The sequence below is a fragment of the Bacillus sp. GM2 genome (assembly GCF_056155945.1).
On record NZ_JBRKSZ010000008.1, the window covers coordinates 795,001 to 810,552 of the forward strand.

Annotated in this window: 20 protein-coding genes, 1 rRNA gene and 1 pseudogene (1 of these 22 only partly in view); 3 read left to right on the forward strand and 19 right to left on the reverse strand. The window is 44.8% G+C overall.

What is annotated here, in order from left to right:
* Window positions 1-995 (reverse strand): 16S ribosomal RNA (locus ACVC9U_RS18625) (it extends 555 nt beyond the left edge of the window).
* A 337-nt stretch (window positions 996-1,332) separates the two neighbouring features.
* On the opposite strand from ACVC9U_RS18625, the gene pdaB reads away from it, so the two are divergent.
* Window positions 1,333-2,097 (forward strand): polysaccharide deacetylase family sporulation protein PdaB, encoded by a 765-nt coding sequence (pdaB, locus tag ACVC9U_RS18630; protein WP_075752528.1) that lies wholly within the window; start codon window positions 1,333-1,335, stop codon window positions 2,095-2,097.
* 8 nt (window positions 2,098-2,105) lie between these two features.
* Here pdaB and ACVC9U_RS18635 read toward each other — a convergent pair whose 3' ends face one another.
* Window positions 2,106-2,705: a KinB-signaling pathway activation protein gene (locus ACVC9U_RS18635; RefSeq protein WP_075752530.1), complete on the reverse strand. Its 600-nt coding sequence runs from the start codon at window positions 2,703-2,705 to the stop codon at window positions 2,106-2,108.
* A 113-nt stretch (window positions 2,706-2,818) separates the two neighbouring features.
* Between ACVC9U_RS18635 and gerD the strand changes: the two genes are divergently transcribed.
* Window positions 2,819-3,400, forward strand: coding sequence for a spore germination lipoprotein GerD (gene gerD / locus ACVC9U_RS18640; RefSeq protein ID WP_441391382.1), 582 nt, complete (start codon window positions 2,819-2,821; stop codon window positions 3,398-3,400).
* A 53-nt stretch (window positions 3,401-3,453) separates the two neighbouring features.
* Here the strand turns inward: gerD and ACVC9U_RS18645 are convergent, their stop codons facing one another.
* From ACVC9U_RS18645 to ACVC9U_RS18660, 4 genes are all read right to left on the reverse strand, one after another.
* Complete coding sequence (locus tag ACVC9U_RS18645) at window positions 3,454-4,515, reverse strand: Mrp/NBP35 family ATP-binding protein (RefSeq protein ID WP_075752532.1); 1,062 nt, start codon at window positions 4,513-4,515, stop codon at window positions 3,454-3,456.
* Window positions 4,516-4,600: 85 nt separating this feature from the next.
* Window positions 4,601-5,314, reverse strand: coding sequence for an N-acetylmuramoyl-L-alanine amidase CwlD (cwlD, locus tag ACVC9U_RS18650; protein WP_020449902.1), 714 nt, complete (start codon window positions 5,312-5,314; stop codon window positions 4,601-4,603).
* Window positions 5,315-5,398: 84 nt separating this feature from the next.
* Window positions 5,399-5,842 (reverse strand): YbaK family protein, encoded by a 444-nt coding sequence (locus tag ACVC9U_RS18655; RefSeq protein WP_020449901.1) that lies wholly within the window; start codon window positions 5,840-5,842, stop codon window positions 5,399-5,401.
* 114 nt (window positions 5,843-5,956) lie between these two features.
* Window positions 5,957-7,495 (reverse strand): SMI1/KNR4 family protein, encoded by a 1,539-nt coding sequence (locus ACVC9U_RS18660; RefSeq protein ID WP_075752534.1) that lies wholly within the window; start codon window positions 7,493-7,495, stop codon window positions 5,957-5,959.
* Between the two features lie 114 nt (window positions 7,496-7,609).
* Here ACVC9U_RS18660 and ACVC9U_RS18665 point away from each other — a divergent pair, with 114 nt between their 5' ends.
* Window positions 7,610-8,068, forward strand: a complete 459-nt coding sequence (locus tag ACVC9U_RS18665; protein WP_075752536.1) for a DinB family protein — start codon at window positions 7,610-7,612, stop codon at window positions 8,066-8,068.
* Between the two features lie 48 nt (window positions 8,069-8,116).
* Here ACVC9U_RS18665 and rpsI read toward each other — a convergent pair whose 3' ends face one another.
* The 13 genes and pseudogenes from rpsI to ACVC9U_RS18730 all read right to left on the reverse strand — a co-directional run bounded on the left by rpsI (window position 8,117) and on the right by ACVC9U_RS18730 (window position 15,544).
* On the reverse strand, window positions 8,117-8,509 hold the full coding sequence (gene rpsI, locus ACVC9U_RS18670; protein ID WP_020449882.1) for a 30S ribosomal protein S9: 393 nt from the start codon (window positions 8,507-8,509) through the stop codon (window positions 8,117-8,119).
* A gap of 20 nt (window positions 8,510-8,529) precedes the next feature.
* Window positions 8,530-8,967, reverse strand: coding sequence for a 50S ribosomal protein L13 (gene rplM / locus ACVC9U_RS18675; protein WP_020449881.1), 438 nt, complete (start codon window positions 8,965-8,967; stop codon window positions 8,530-8,532).
* A 161-nt stretch (window positions 8,968-9,128) separates the two neighbouring features.
* The gene (gene truA, locus ACVC9U_RS18680; RefSeq protein WP_020449880.1) at window positions 9,129-9,872 is read right to left on the reverse strand and encodes a tRNA pseudouridine(38-40) synthase TruA; all 744 of its coding nucleotides are present in this window, start codon (window positions 9,870-9,872) and stop codon (window positions 9,129-9,131) included.
* Window positions 9,873-9,882: 10 nt separating this feature from the next.
* Window positions 9,883-10,680 (reverse strand): energy-coupling factor transporter transmembrane component T family protein, encoded by a 798-nt coding sequence (locus tag ACVC9U_RS18685; RefSeq protein WP_020449879.1) that lies wholly within the window; start codon window positions 10,678-10,680, stop codon window positions 9,883-9,885.
* On the reverse strand, window positions 10,677-11,546 hold the full coding sequence (locus ACVC9U_RS18690) for an energy-coupling factor ABC transporter ATP-binding protein (protein ID WP_441391383.1): 870 nt from the start codon (window positions 11,544-11,546) through the stop codon (window positions 10,677-10,679). The genes ACVC9U_RS18685 and ACVC9U_RS18690 overlap by 4 nt, the downstream gene beginning before the upstream one ends.
* Window positions 11,522-12,367, reverse strand: coding sequence for an energy-coupling factor ABC transporter ATP-binding protein (locus tag ACVC9U_RS18695; RefSeq protein WP_075752540.1), 846 nt, complete (start codon window positions 12,365-12,367; stop codon window positions 11,522-11,524). The genes ACVC9U_RS18690 and ACVC9U_RS18695 overlap by 25 nt, the downstream gene beginning before the upstream one ends.
* 141 nt (window positions 12,368-12,508) lie before the next feature.
* Window positions 12,509-12,871, reverse strand: coding sequence for a 50S ribosomal protein L17 (gene rplQ, locus ACVC9U_RS18700; protein WP_020449876.1), 363 nt, complete (start codon window positions 12,869-12,871; stop codon window positions 12,509-12,511).
* 77 nt (window positions 12,872-12,948) lie between these two features.
* Window positions 12,949-13,893, reverse strand: a complete 945-nt coding sequence (locus ACVC9U_RS18705) for a DNA-directed RNA polymerase subunit alpha (RefSeq protein WP_043925518.1) — start codon at window positions 13,891-13,893, stop codon at window positions 12,949-12,951.
* A gap of 174 nt (window positions 13,894-14,067) precedes the next feature.
* Window positions 14,068-14,463: a 30S ribosomal protein S11 gene (gene rpsK, locus ACVC9U_RS18710; protein WP_003178380.1), complete on the reverse strand. Its 396-nt coding sequence runs from the start codon at window positions 14,461-14,463 to the stop codon at window positions 14,068-14,070.
* 20 nt (window positions 14,464-14,483) lie between these two features.
* Entirely contained in the window at window positions 14,484-14,849 is a 366-nt protein-coding gene (gene rpsM / locus ACVC9U_RS18715; RefSeq protein WP_003178378.1) for a 30S ribosomal protein S13, read from the reverse strand.
* Window positions 14,850-14,871: 22 nt separating this feature from the next.
* Complete coding sequence (gene rpmJ, locus ACVC9U_RS18720) at window positions 14,872-14,985, reverse strand: 50S ribosomal protein L36 (protein ID WP_003156543.1); 114 nt, start codon at window positions 14,983-14,985, stop codon at window positions 14,872-14,874.
* A gap of 33 nt (window positions 14,986-15,018) precedes the next feature.
* Window positions 15,019-15,237, reverse strand: coding sequence for a translation initiation factor IF-1 (gene infA / locus ACVC9U_RS18725; protein ID WP_003178377.1), 219 nt, complete (start codon window positions 15,235-15,237; stop codon window positions 15,019-15,021).
* Window positions 15,215-15,544, reverse strand: a pseudogene (locus tag ACVC9U_RS18730) (KOW domain-containing RNA-binding protein). The gene infA and the pseudogene ACVC9U_RS18730 overlap by 23 nt, the downstream one beginning before the upstream one ends.
* Window positions 15,545-15,552: the final 8 nt, after the last annotated feature.

The window sequence follows — 15,552 nt, forward strand, 5'->3', positions numbered from 1 at the left end:
TGGTAAGGTTCTTCGCGTTGCTTCGAATTAAACCACATGCTCCACCGCTTGTGCGGGCCCCCGTCAATTCCTTTGAGTTTCAGTCTTGCGACCGTACTCCCCAGGCGGAGTGCTTAATGCGTTTGCTGCAGCACTAAAGGGCGGAAACCCTCTAACACTTAGCACTCATCGTTTACGGCGTGGACTACCAGGGTATCTAATCCTGTTCGCTCCCCACGCTTTCGCGCCTCAGCGTCAGTTACAGACCAGAGAGTCGCCTTCGCCACTGGTGTTCCTCCACATCTCTACGCATTTCACCGCTACACGTGGAATTCCACTCTCCTCTTCTGCACTCAAGTTCCCCAGTTTCCAATGACCCTCCCCGGTTGAGCCGGGGGCTTTCACATCAGACTTAAGAAACCGCCTGCGCGCGCTTTACGCCCAATAATTCCGGACAACGCTTGCCACCTACGTATTACCGCGGCTGCTGGCACGTAGTTAGCCGTGGCTTTCTGGTTAGGTACCGTCAAGGTACCGCCCTATTCGAACGGTACTTGTTCTTCCCTAACAACAGAGTTTTACGATCCGAAAACCTTCATCACTCACGCGGCGTTGCTCCGTCAGACTTTCGTCCATTGCGGAAGATTCCCTACTGCTGCCTCCCGTAGGAGTCTGGGCCGTGTCTCAGTCCCAGTGTGGCCGATCACCCTCTCAGGTCGGCTACGCATCGTTGCCTTGGTGAGCCGTTACCTCACCAACTAGCTAATGCGCCGCGGGTCCATCTGTAAGTGGTAGCTAAAAGCCACCTTTTATAATTGAACCATGCGGTTCAATCAAGCATCCGGTATTAGCCCCGGTTTCCCGGAGTTATCCCAGTCTTACAGGCAGGTTACCCACGTGTTACTCACCCGTCCGCCGCTGACCTAAGGGAGCAAGCTCCCGTCGGTCCGCTCGACTTGCATGTATTAGGCACGCCGCCAGCGTTCGTCCTGAGCCAGGATCAAACTCTCCATGAAGTTTGATAATGACTACGCACATTCGCATGTGCGATTTATTTAATGAATTAACAGGTACGTTTGTCTTGTTTAGTTTTCAAAGATCATTTCCGCTTCGTTCAGCGGCTTTAATAATATAACATCAAGCTCACATATTTGTCAATAACTTTTCTCAAAATTATTTTTTGGAGCTTTTTCGTGTCAGCTGTTTATCAGCGACGAATAATAATATAACATGTTAATTCAAATCTGGTCAACCCTCTTTTTAATTTTTTTCTTAAGATGAATTATTGTTATGTTCTATTTTAAACAAGCATAGGATGAATACAAAGCAGCATGGACAAGGAGGAGTTTCTCTGTGAACCATTTTTATGTGTGGCATATGAAACGAATTAAGCAGTTAATCATTATTATGATAGCCGCTTTTGCGACAGCAAGCTTTTTTTATGTACAAAACCTGCTCCCTCTTCCTGTGTTTTCTACAGAAAGCGGAGCAAAAGCGGTATATAGAGGAGACTCAGATACAAACGAAGTCGCTCTTACCTTTAATATCAGCTGGGGAGATCAAAAGGCCATGCCTATTTTAGATACATTAAAAGCAAACGGTATTAAAGACGCGACCTTTTTTCTTTCAGCTTCATGGGCGGAGCGACATCCGGATGTCGTGGAAAGAATCCGTAAAGACGGTCATCAGATCGGGAGCATGGGCTATGCTTATAAAAACTATTCGCAAATGAAGAAAAGCGAAATCAAAAAAGACTTAACAAAAGCACAAAACTCTTTTCAAAAACTCGGTCTTGAGGACCTCACGCTTTTAAGGCCGCCGACCGGCCAGTTTAATAAAGACGTACTCGCTGTCGCTAAACAGTACGGCTATACCGTCGTTCACTACAGTATTAATTCGGATGACTGGACGAACCCGGGGGTTCAAAAGATCGTACAAAACGTAAATGAAACGGTGAGCGCTGGTGATATCGTGCTCTTTCACGCTTCAGATTCGGCCAAACAAACAAAAGAAGCCCTGCCTGAGATCGTGCACCACCTCAGAAGCAAGGGACTCAAAAATGTAACCGTCAGCGATTTAATCGCAAATACGGATGCAAAATCATCAGAAGTAAAATAGCAACCGGTCTAAGCGCGGGCCTGAAATTTTGGCAGCATTAAAAGTTGAAAAGCGTTGCAGGCTAATAAAGGAAGCAGCATTAAATAGAGCCAGTCCTCTTCATTGACCCTTAACGCCGGGAACCACTCCATCACAGTAAAAACAAACATTAGAAATAATGCGGAAACGAACGTTTTTTTAGAGGACTGTTTTTGCTTTGCATATGCGGCCGCAATGCTTACCGCTAAAATAAAGAGCGGCAGCCAAATATACGGAATGATGGAGCCTCCCCCTTTTTCAAAAAACAGAAAACGCAAGTAAACCAAATCAAACGCGACAAATACAATTAAAAAAAGCTGAATCGAGTTCCACAAAGAATGAGATCTGAAGATTTCCAGTGCAAAACGGTGAATCGTTAAGAAAATCACAAACCCCATTTGAGCAATCACGCTAAAGATCATGCCAACCCCGATAAACCAAAATAGAACAGAAAGAATCTCCAATACCTCGAAGGAAAGAAACAGCTCCTTATATCTTCCCCACTCAATGGCAAAACCGACAATACTTGTAGTCAAAGCTCCGACACCCAACACGGAAAAGAAAAATCGGACGAGATTACGGCTTTTCATTGTAGACTTCCCAACCCCTAAGTAAACGCTGTAGCAGCGATATTTTGTTATGTATAAATTTTTAAAAGACATTCATATTAAAGGTAAGACGAGTTTTCGAAAGGAGCTTAAGCATGTTCAAGACCACAATGCTATCGATAAGCTGTTTTCTGTTTCTATCTTTAACAGCTTGTGCTCCCACGGACCAAGCAGCTGAGATGGACTATGATCAAACCAAAAAGATGGTTGTCGATATATTAAAGACAGATGACGGAAAAAAAGCGATTCAAGAAATATTAAATGATGACAAATTAAATGAAACACTTGTGATGGATGAAAAAACCGTCAAAGAAACCGTTGAAAAAACAATGACCTCCAAAAAAGGAGCCGAATTTTGGAAAAAAGTCTTCGAAGATCCAAAATTCGCAGAAGGCTTTGCCAAAACACTTCAAAATGAACATGAAAAAGTGCTGAAAAAACTGATGAAAGATCCTGAGTACCAAAAAATGCTGATCCAGGTCATGCAGGATCCTGAAATGGCCAAAAAGTACAGTGAACTTGTCAGAAGCCAGGAATTCCGAACCCACCTGCAGGAAGTCATATCTGACACTCTGTCAAGCCCGCTCTACAGAAAGCAGTTTGAAGAGGAACTGAAAAAAGCTGCTTCTGAAAGCATGAAAGAAGAAATGAAAGGCGGCGAAGAAAAACAAAGCTAAGCCGCTTTTCATTCACTAAAAGCTTCTTCCGCGGAGGAAGCTTTTTCTGCTCTTTAAGCTTTTACGCCAATGCTTTCGTCGATTTTTTTGGCGATATCCAAATAAATGGCGCCGGTCGGGTGGCTTTCATCATAAACGGACGGCGCGAATTCGCTGTCATCCCAATCCGGCTGCTTCAGCGGAATTTTCCCCAGAATCGGAACGCCGAGTTCTTCTGCGAGCTTCTCGCCTCCGCCTTTGCCGAATACGTATTCCTTTTCGCCTGTTTTGACACTTTCGTAATAAGCCATATTTTCAACGATTCCCAAGATTTCATGATCGGTCTTCAAAGCCATCGCGCCCGCTCTTGCAGCGACAAACGCGGCAGTAGGGTGCGGTGTCGACACGATCACCTCTTTACAGCTTGGAAGCATTGAGTGAACATCAAGCGCTACATCGCCTGTTCCCGGCGGCAGGTCTAAGATAATATAATCGACATCTCCCCATTCGACCTCATGGAAGAAGTTATTCAGCATTTTTCCAAGCATAGGGCCTCGCCAAATGACAGGGGCATTGTCTTCAACAAAAAATCCCATCGAAATTACTTTGACACCGAATCTTTCAACCGGCACGACCTTTTCTCCTTCAATCGTCGGCCGTACAGTGATTCCCATCATATCCGGAACGCTGAATCCGTAAATATCGGCGTCGATTAATCCGACTTTCTTTCCGATTCGCGCCAGAGACACAGCCAAATTGACCGATACCGTCGACTTTCCGACGCCACCTTTACCGCTTGCCACCGCTAAAAACACAGGCTGTTTTTCACTATTCAGCAGAGATTGATCCTGCCCTTGGGCAGACTCTTGATAACTCATCACGACTTCTTCAGGCAGCTCTTCAAAACGCAGGCCGACCGTCTCTGCACCGGCTTCTTTCAACCGTATGACGATTTCCTGCTGAAGCTGCATTTGTTCGGCAGATCCCGTTTTTGCGAGCGCCACCTTTACGCTGACGTGCCGTTTTTCGGGTTTTATTTTAATTTCCTTGACGGCATCCAGCTCTCTGAGCGGCTTGTGAAGAAATGGCTCGTCCAAATCGCCGACTATTTTTTTTACATCGTCTTCTCGCAACATTGATCTCACCCTTTGTTGTATTCGTTTACAAAATAAGTATAGCATATCTTTCCTTATAGTGTCTTTGACACAAAAAGAAACCCTCTTATTCAGGAGGGTCTCTGTCTTCTGTAAAGTAACGCAATACGCCTTTATATACGGATGCCGCGATTTTGTCCTGATATTTGGGCTTGGCCAGCTGTTTTGCTTCTTTCGGATTAGACAAAAACCCGATCTCGACGAGCGCCCCCGGCTTTTTCACATTTTGCATCAAATAAATGCCGTGTATCCTCTTTGCCTTCCGCGTCGTGTTTTCAAGATTATGTCTTAATTCATCCTGAATAAACTTGGCGGCCCGTTCGTTTTCTTCATATTGTCCGTAAAAGAAGCTTTGCGCACCGCTCCATCGCGCGGAAGGAATCGCATTCAAATGGATGCTGAGGTAAAGGTCGGCTTCAGAATTGTTGATCACGTCGACCCTTTTCCGCAAGTCTTCCGCTTTCCTTCTGCTGAGTCCCTTCGTTTCTTCAGGAGCGAGATCATGATCGTCCTCCCGCGTCAACAACACTAAGGCGCCCTGTTCCTGGAGATAGTCCCTGATTCTAAGGGATACTTCAAGCGCCACGTCTTTTTCAAGGAGTTCACCGCTTGATGCCCCTCCATCCGCGCCCCCGTGTCCAGGATCAATATAAATGATCTTGCCGCTCAACGGAAGATTCCATGACCGCCAAGAATCATCATTGTGGAATTGATATTGAAATAAACATAATAAAACGACAAAGCCGAGTAAAAACCCGAGCCATTTTATTTTTTTCTTCATCCCTTTCCCTCCCGCTCGTCCTTACTACAACATATGGGACAAGGAAAGGAAATATGATTCAGCTTGGTCGCACTTTTACATAAATTATCTGAGCCGAAGCTTAAAGCGTCTTTCCCGCTCGCTGAAGCCTTCCTTCCACCAGCTTTGGATGAAGTATTCGCACGCATAATAAAGCGGTTCATGAGCCGCTTGAATATTAAAAGCCTCAGACCAGCTCACCGCATATTCATAAAGCTCGTGCAGAAGCTGTTTTTCTTCTTTTTCTGAGCGGACCATCGCTCGTTGAACGGGTTCTCCGTGATAGCCGAACTTTCCGTACTCGGCTCCCAGCAAATAGGCCTCAATGGCAAAATCGATGCAGCCGTCATACAAAATATCCGTGTGCTTAGAAAAAAAGTGAAAAAGAGGAGCAAAGCATTCCTCCGCAGAATTCAGCATTTTTTCCAAAGACAGTTCGCGCAGAAGCTTTTTTTCCAAATTGATCTGCTTCTTTTGTTTTTCATTGTTAAAAGATACGACCGTCCCCATAGAACCGCCTCCTTTTTACCTTGTATTGTGCAGTCAGGAGCCGGAAATCATGCTTTTCTAAGGAAGGGAAACGGAGGAAGAAGCCGAAAATATTAGGAACCGCGAGATGAAAAGCTATTCACTCACATAGCTGCTCCATATCTCCTCTTCTTCTTCAGACATCTCGCCAATTACTTTAGAGAAATCCACTTTTTTCTTGCATATGTCCTTCAATACATAAAATTGGTCAAAAGAACCGGTAAACTCCTCTAACGAAGACGACTGCGCCACCACTTTAAGGTTTGCGATTTCAGAACCATCCAATTCCAGTCTTTTCAGATGTTCCAAGCCGGCAAGAACGGTTCCGTCTTTAACGGACGAATTGATAAGTGTTAGTGTTTGAAGCGTATGAAGCGTGCCTAAGAAATCAACGTTTTCTAACGTAATATTTTCAACCGTTAAAGACCTTAATGTTTCCAAACCTGCTATCGCTTTTATCTCTTCTTCGGATACATGTTCACTTCCGCGTATATGTAATCGTTTCAACGTGCTGATTTGAGAAATATCGTTTATTTGCTTTTCGGTACAAACATTTACCTTTAAAAACTCAAGGTTTTTACAGTGACTGAGCGGCGTGTATTCTGCAGCTTGAATATCCGTCATATCCAATTCTCTCAAAGATGATAAATCCGCAAGCGGAGACAAATCGGTCACGCATGTTTTCTCCACATTTAAGTACTGCAGATGTTTCAATTGAGCGATTGGCGTTAAATCTGTTACCGGGTTATTTCCAAGATAAAGCTTTTTCAAAAAGATCATGCTTTGCAAAGGCGTTAAATCATAAATACGATTTGCACTTAAATTCAATTCCCTCATATCCGTACAGACTGATAGCGGTTTAATGTGTGTCAGCTCTCTGCCAGCTAAACGCAGCTTTATCTTGTTACAAAATGCTTCTGGACTTTCAGCCATCGTTTCCACAATCGCAGTCCAGCGATCGTCCAGCTGACGAAGCCATCTGTCCGCATGTTCAAGATCGGCTTCCTGCGGTCTTGCATGCAGCACCGGAAGTTCCATGGAACGGATGGCATCCAGGAAATGAAGCTCTTCCTCATTGCTGTAGCTCCAGCTGACGGCATCATCATATTCATCAATCGTATAATGACCATTTTTAAGCGTATTTGTTATATGGATCAGTAGATCTGTCACATGATGAGCAATCACATACTTTATTTCTTCGTCGCGTCCGAAATTGATCACTTGTCCGGCTTGCCCCTCCTCATCAGGATCAAGGTCTACGCCAATATGATTTCCTCCGTAATCCCTGCTAATCGGAATCCATCGGCGGTTCGCATATTTCTCTTTAATCCAACACGGCGGAACCGAATATGCATCGATCTCTTCCAATTCTTCATCTCCTTCAAGCCCCTTCCATATTCGCCACTCCGTGAGCATTTCTTGCAAGGAAAGAAAAGGAAGTCCGAAAAATAATCCGGGGCCCGATTCTTTTTCACCATTATGGGTAAGATAAAGCGCCCTGAACTCTTCAGGAAACGTGACTTCCATTTCATTTTCAGCTTTTCGAATGTCTTCCTCTGTTGCAGGAGGATTCAAAAACGGACGGAAATGTTGTTTTAATTCAGTACGCAACTGTTTCATTATTGTTTGAATCATCTTTTCTCTCCTTCATGCTTTGTAAGACTCATTACATCATGAATGTGTATCCTTGGCAATCCGGGAAGGGAAACAGAGCGAAAAGCCGAACATATTAGGAGAGGTGAGCATGAGATGAAAGGTTTGTTTCAGTATAATTGGCAAGTTCGCGATGAATGGTTTGACTGGTGCCTGAAGCAGCCGCCGGAGGAAATCGAAAAGAAGCGTTCAGGCGGTATGGAAAGCATTTTGAAAAACTTGTTTCATATTGTCGATGTTGAGGTGAGCTGGATGTATGCCATTTTAGACAAGCCGGACTTCACTCCCGAGTTTTCCGACTACCCGTCGATTCAGCACATTATCAGGTTTTCTGAAGCGTATCGTCCCGAGGTTGAGAGCGTGGTTTTTCATTTTTCCAGCGCAGCCGAACAGAAGCCTGTCAAAACGTCTTGGTCAGAAGATACCTATACACAAGGTGACATTTTAAGGCATTTGATCGCCCATGAAATTCATCACATCGGACAAATATCCGTCTGGGCGCGGGAGATGAACCGTGTTCCGGTATCCGCTTCATATGTAGGACGGCAGCAATAAAAAAGACCCCCAAGACAAAAGTCTTGAGAGCCTTTGAAACGCCAAAAATTAACGTTTTGAGAACTGAGGTGCACGGCGTGCGCCTTTAAGTCCGTATTTTTTACGTTCTTTCATACGTGCGTCACGAGTCAGTAGACCGGCACGTTTTAGAGTTGAACGGTATTCCGGATCTGCTTCAAGCAAAGCGCGGGCGATACCGTGACGGATTGCTCCGGCTTGACCGGATAAGCCGCCTCCATGAACGTTTACTAAAACGTCATAAGTACCAGCTGTTTCAGTCAAATTTAATGGTTGTTTGATATCTTCGATTAGAGCTGCAGATGGGATGTGCTCGCTGATTTCACGATTATTCACGATGATACGGCCTTCTCCTGGAACTAAACGCACACGCGCTACAGAGCTTTTACGACGGCCAGTACCGTAATATTGAACCTGTGCCAAATTGGTAACCTCCTTTTTAATTAACCGCGAAGTTCGTAAACTTCAGGTTTTTGTGCTTCGTGTGGATGCTCAGAACCACGGTATACGTTCAATTTTTTGAACATTTGACGACCTAGAGAACCCTTTGGAAGCATGCCTTTGATCGCAAGTTCAAGCATTTTCTCAGGGTAGTTTGTACGCATTTCAAGAGCAGTTCTTGATTTTAAACCGCCTGGATGTTGAGTGTGACGGTAGTAGATTTTGTCCGTTAACTTTTTACCAGTTAACTCGATTTTTTCAGCGTTGATGATGATCACATGATCTCCAGTGTCAACGTGTGGTGTGTAAGTTGGTTTATGTTTTCCGCGAAGGATAGATGCAACTTCTGTAGAAAGACGTCCTAGCGTCTTGCCAGCAGCATCAACAACTAACCACTTGCGTTCAATATTACTTGCGTTAGCCATAGGTGTTGTACGCATTAAATTTCCCTCCTAAATAAATCTGCCATTTTCAATAAACTTCAATTACGTTCTATTTCAAAACACAATAAGTTTCCGGGGCTTATCGTGGGGTTGAAATACATACCATATGATATCTTATAACTTTCTGTACTCTCTGTCAAGAAAATGTTACACCTGGTTTAGTTGTCATAGATAACACGCCATAAATACAAGCCGTGCGCCGGTGCAGTGCGCCCTGCGGCATCGCGGCTTCTGGCAAGAATCATCTTTTCAATGTCTCCAGGGGAAAATTTGCCGGTTCCTACATCAAGAAGCGTGCCGGCAATGATTCTAACCATGTTATACAAAAATCCGCTGCCTACAATCCTCATCTGCAGTCCGTCCCCTGTGTCAGACCATTCCAGTTCATAGACCGTTCTGACTTTGTCCTTCACTTCGGTTTTGGTTGCACAAAAGCTTGTGAAATCATGGGTTCCGACCAGATAGCGGGAGGCTTCTTTGACTTTTTCCATATCAAGGTCATACGGAACATGGTATGCGTAGTGGCGTTTAAAAACGTCCGGATGTCTGCCCCTGTAAATCATATACCGGTATTCTTTTCTTTTTGCAGAAAACCTCGCATGAAATTGATTATCGACAGCTTCCGCCTTGTGGACCGATATATCATCAGGCAGCAGGGCGTTCAAAGCATACGGCCATTTCGCCTCAGGGATGGATAGCGGACTGTCAAAATGAATCGTCTGTCCGACCGCGTGGACGCCGCTGTCGGTACGCCCGGATGAAACGACAGGAATACGCTCTTTCGCTTTATGGAGCGTTTGCAGCGCTTTTTCAAGCTCATCCTGCACCGTTCTTTGACCAGGCTGCACTTGGTAGCCGTAAAAAAGGTGTCCGTCATATGAAATCGTGCATTTCATTCTCATCGTCTATCACCTAAGTCCGCAATAAAATTAGCAATACGCCAAGACCAGCTAAAATGAGAAGCACGGAAGTATCCTTCCATTTCCACGTGAGCTGCCTGTATTTTGTACGGCCTTCCCCTCCTCTGTATCCTCGCGCCTCCATCGCGGTTGCAAGCTCTTCGGCTCTTTTAAAGGCACTGACAAACAGCGGAACAAGAAGAGGAACGATCGCTTTGACACGTTCTTTGACCGGGCCGTTCGTAAAATCGACGCCTCTTGCCATTTGTGCTTTCATGATCTTATCCGTCTCTTCGATCAGAGTCGGTATAAATCTGAGGGAGATGGACATCATGAGAGCGAGTTCATGAACGGGAAGCTTCAACTTTTTAAACGGACCGAGCAAATGCTCCAAACCATCGGTCACTTCGATTGGAGTCGTCGTCAATGTTAAAATCGTTGTGATCATGATGAGGTAAACAAAGCGCAGCGAAATAAAAATCCCTTGAACAAGCCCCTGCTCATAAATTTTAAACAAGCCGAAATCGGCGAGAACCGGTCCTTCCCTTGTCATAAAAATATGAAGCAGAAACGTAAACAGCACAATCCAGAACACCGGCTTCATCCCTTTTAAAAGGAATCGCACCGGAACGCCCGACAAAGCTGCGGCTGCGACCGTAAACAGGCCGAGCAGTGCATATGTTTCCGTATTATTCGCGAAAAAAACGATAAAGACAAAAAGGAAAATGGTTAACAGCTTTGTACGCGGATCAAGCCGGTGAATGATCGATGTCCCGGGTACATATTTGCCGATAATGATATTGTCCATCATAGGGCATTTTCCTCCTGAAAAAGAGCTTTAATTTCGGAGGCTGCTTCTTCAATCGTCAAGATCGGCGCTTTGAACGTAATGCCCAGCGTTTCTTCAAGACGTTTTTGGAATTTAATCGTTTCCGGTAAATCAAGCCCAAAGGCAGCGATATCGTCTTTCCTTGAAAAAAGCTCCCGCGGCGTCCCTTTTGCTTTGACCGTGCCTTTATGCATCACAATCAGTTCATCTGCATACGCCGCCGCATCTTCCATACTGTGCGTGACGAGAATCGTCGTCAGCTTCCTCTGCTTATGGAGGCTGTAGAACATGTCCATGATCTCTTTGCGGCCTCTTGGGTCAAGCCCTGCCGTCGGTTCATCGAGGACGAGTACCTCCGGCTCCATCGCCAGCACTCCCGCAATGGCCACGCGGCGCATTTGCCCGCCGCTTAGTTCAAACGGGGACCTGTCGGACAGCTCCTCATCCAAACCTACAAGCTTCAGCATTTCCCTCGCCTTTTCTTCCGCCTTCTCCCGGCTCATACCGAAATTGATCGGGCCGAATGAGATGTCCTTTAAAATTGTTTCTTCAAACAGCTGATGTTCAGGAAACTGGAAGACAATCCCGACCTTTTTCCGCAAAGCTTTTATGTGTTTATTCTTTTTGCCTGCTTCAAGAACGTCCCCGCCGAGGCGTATCTGTCCTTTTGTCGGTTTTAAAAGCCCGTTCAGATGCTGAAGCAATGTCGATTTTCCCGATCCTGTATGACCGATTACAGCGACATAGCTTCCCTCTTTAATCACGGCGTTGACATCATAGATCGCCAGGCGTTCAAAAGGCGTTTTCATCTGGTATCGGTGCTCTACATCTTTGATTTCAATGTCCATAGCTCATTCACCAATCCTTCTTGTGTCAGATGATCGCCTTTCAAAGCCAGACCGCTTTCCTTCAGCATTTGGCTGAGCTGAAAAGAAAAAGGCAAATCAAGCCCGATTTTTATCAGGTCTTGATTCAGACGAAAGACTTCCTGCGGCGTGCCTTCGGCAAATTTTCTTCCGCCGTTCATGACGATGATCCGGTCGGCCTTAGCAGCTTCGTTTAAGTCATGTGTAATCGAAATGACCGTAACCATTCCCTGGTCTTTCAGCCTTCTGACCGTATCCAGCACTTCTTCCCGTCCCATCGGGTCGAGCATGGAAGTCGCCTCGTCGAGAATCATGATGTCAGGCCGGGCGGCAAGCACTCCCGCAATCGCAACACGCTGCTTTTGCCCTCCAGAGAGATGGTGCGGCTCTTGATCGAGAAATTCTTGCATGTTCACCTGTTGAACGGCCCAATCCACCCTTTCCACCATGTCTTCTCTTGGAACTCCGTTGTTTTCTAAACCAAAAGCCACATCATCGCGGACGGTTGTCCCGACAAATTGGTTATCCGGATTTTGAAACACCATACCGACTTTTTTTCGGACATCCCAGACCGTCTCTTCCGTCAGCTGAATACCGCCGACTTCAATCGATCCTTCGTCAGGCAGGATTAGTCCGTTTAAAGCACGGGCGAGCGTCGACTTCCCTGAGCCGTTGTGACCTACGATTGCAAGCCATTCTCCTTTTAACACATGGAAAGATACATGATCAAGCGCAGGCCTGTCCGCATCTTTCTGGTAGCGAAACGTGATATCCTCTGCAGCGATTAATCGATCTTGATTCATTTGCCCGTCCGGCCTCCTCTCCTCTAAAGCTCTGCTTTTCTGACTATTCTTTTATCATAGAAAATTCCCCGGTATCTAAAAAAAGGGCATAGATCCAGTTAAAAACTGTCCCGCCCTTCTTTAGACACACAAAATATGTGATTAAACCAATTCGATGATAGCCATTGGTGCTCCGTCACCACGGCGAGGACCAAGCTTCATAATACGTGTGTATCCGCCTTGGCGCTCTTCATAACGAGGTGCTACATCAGAGAAAAGTTTTTGGAGTGCATCTTGGTCTTTCTCTGCATCTGCAACCTCATTGCGGATGTATGCAGCTGCTTGGCGGCGTGCGTGTAAATCTCCGCGCTTGCCAAGTGTAATCATTTTTTCTACAACAGAGCGAAGTTCTTTCGCGCGAGCTTCTGTTGTTTCAATTCTCTCGTTGATGATCAGGTCTGTTGTAAGATCACGCAGCATTGCTTTACGCTGTGCACTAGTGCGTCCTAGTTTTCTGTATGACATGTGGTGTCCCCTCCTTTATTGAAATACTCTATCTGAAATAAAAAACACACGAAAATCCTAGTTCACATGGAAACTAGTCAATCGTCTTTGCGAAGGCCAAGTCCAAGTTCTTCAAGTTTCGCTTTTACTTCTTCAAGCGACTTGCGACCCAGGTTGCGAACTTTCATCATATCTTCTTCAGTTTTGTTCGCAAGTTCTTGAACTGTATTGATTCCCGCACGCTTCAAGCAGTTGTAAGAACGGACTGAAAGATCGAGCTCTTCAATAGTCATTTCAAGAACTTTTTCTTTTTGATCCTCTTCTTTTTCAACCATGATTTCAGCATGCTGAGCTTCGTCGGTCAAACCGACAAAAATATTAAGGTGTTCAGTCAAAATCTTTGAACCAAGCGCAATTGCTTCTTTTGGTCCAGTGCTTCCATCTGTCCATACGTCAAGCGTAAGTTTGTCATAGTTTGTAATCTGACCCACACGAGTATTCTCAACTTGATAAGATACGCGAGAAACAGGTGTAAAGATGGAATCAATCGGGATGACGCCAATCGGCTGATCGTCTCTTTTATTCGAGTCAGCTGGTGTATACCCGCGACCTCTTTGAGCGGTTAAGCGAACTCGAAAACTCGCATTTTGGCCAAGAGTCGCAATGTGAAGATCAGGATTCAAAATCTCAACATCACTGTCGTGGGTAATATCAGCAGCTGTTACAACTCCTTCACCCTGAACATCAATCTCAAGCGTCTTCTCTTCTTCAGAGTAGATTTTCAGTGCAAGTTTTTTAATGTTTAAGATAATCGTTGTAACATCTTCAACAACGCCTTCGATCGTCGAGAATTCATGCAGTACACCATCTATTTGGATCGATGTTACAGCGGCACCAGGGAGTGAGGATAAAAGGATACGACGTAAGGAGTTACCCAAAGTTGTACCATATCCACGCTCAAGTGGCTCTACGACAAATTTACCATACTTGGCATCGTCGCTGATTTCAACCGTTTCGATTTTTGGTTTTTCAATCTCGATCATTTCATAAAACCCTCCTTCAAAACGTCGAAACCCCGGAAAGAATTTCTCTGATTCTATCCGAAATTCCCCATTGTTTAGTCCCGTATGTGCTCAGGCAACGAGTGTGCATTCGTTTTATAAATTAACTGTATCATAACCCATTATTGACAGGGACACAAAATCTATACAAACAAATTACACGCGGCGACGTTTTGGCGGACGGCATCCGTTATGAGGAACAGGCGTTACGTCTCTGATAGCTGTAACTTCCAGTCCAGCAGCTTGAAGTGCACGAATTGCAGCTTCACGGCCGGAACCTGGTCCTTTTACAGTAACTTCAAGAGTTTTAAGTCCATGTTCGATAGAACCTTTAGCAGCTGTTTCAGCAGCCATTTGTGCAGCGAATGGAGTGGATTTTTTAGAACCTTTAAATCCTAGAGCTCCGGCACTTGACCAAGAAAGAGCATTGCCATGAACATCTGTGATAGTAACAATCGTGTTGTTGAAAGTTGAACGGATATGAGCAATTCCAGATTCAATATTCTTTTTCACGCGGCGTTTACGCGTGTTTGTTTTACGAGCAGCAGCCATTGTTTAATTACCTCCCTTGCTTATTTTTTCTTGTTAGCTACAGTACGACGCGGACCTTTACGAGTACGCGCGTTATTTTTAGTATTTTGACCGCGAACAGGCAGTCCGCGACGATGACGAATTCCGCGGTAGCTTCCGATTTCGATCAGACGTTTGATGTTAAGAGACACTTCACGGCGAAGGTCACCTTCAACTTTCAATTTGTCAATCACGTCACGGATTTTACCAAGTTCTTCTTCAGTCAAATCACGAACGCGAGTATCTTCAGAAACTCCAGCTTCTTTTAAGATTTGCTGAGCCGTTGTACGACCGATTCCAAAGATGTATGTTAATGAAATAACAACACGTTTATCACGTGGGATATCTACACCAGCAATACGAGCCATCTCTCTCGCACCTCCTTAAAAATTATCCTTGTTTTTGTTTATGCTTTGGATTTTCACAGATCACCATTACTTTTCCTTTTCTGCGAATGACCTTACATTTTTCACAGATCGGTTTAACTGATGGTCTCACTTTCATGTGTTTCCAACCTCCTTCAATTTCCGGAGTGCTTTATTTGTAACGGTACGTAATTCTACCACGAGTTAAGTCATATGGAGATAATTCTACCGTAACTTTGTCTCCAGGTAAAATGCGAATGAAGTGCATGCGGATTTTACCAGATACGTGAGCCAAAACCGTATGGCCATTCTCAAGTTCAACTTTGAACATTGCGTTTGGCAGTGTTTCGACTACAGTACCTTCCACTTCAATTACATCGTCTTTCGCCATTCAAGTGTTCTCCCTTCTTCAAATCAGTAACTTGCTCTCTGACAAATTTCAAAAGAGAAAATCTCAATTTTCCGTTTGTCACACGCCCTGTTTCGTTTATACTGTTCTGAACTTCCGGAGATACGCAATCATAAAAGGTTAAATGATTGATATTCTTTTTCTTAGGAGAATGAAATTAACGCTTTTCTCCGTCTGCTACCAGCACATGATGATGATCGACTATATCAATAACAACTGCGTATTGGTTCATTTCGCGGTCTTTTATTATGCGTACGAACTGTCCAATTTCAGGTGTTTTCCGATACATCTCATTTC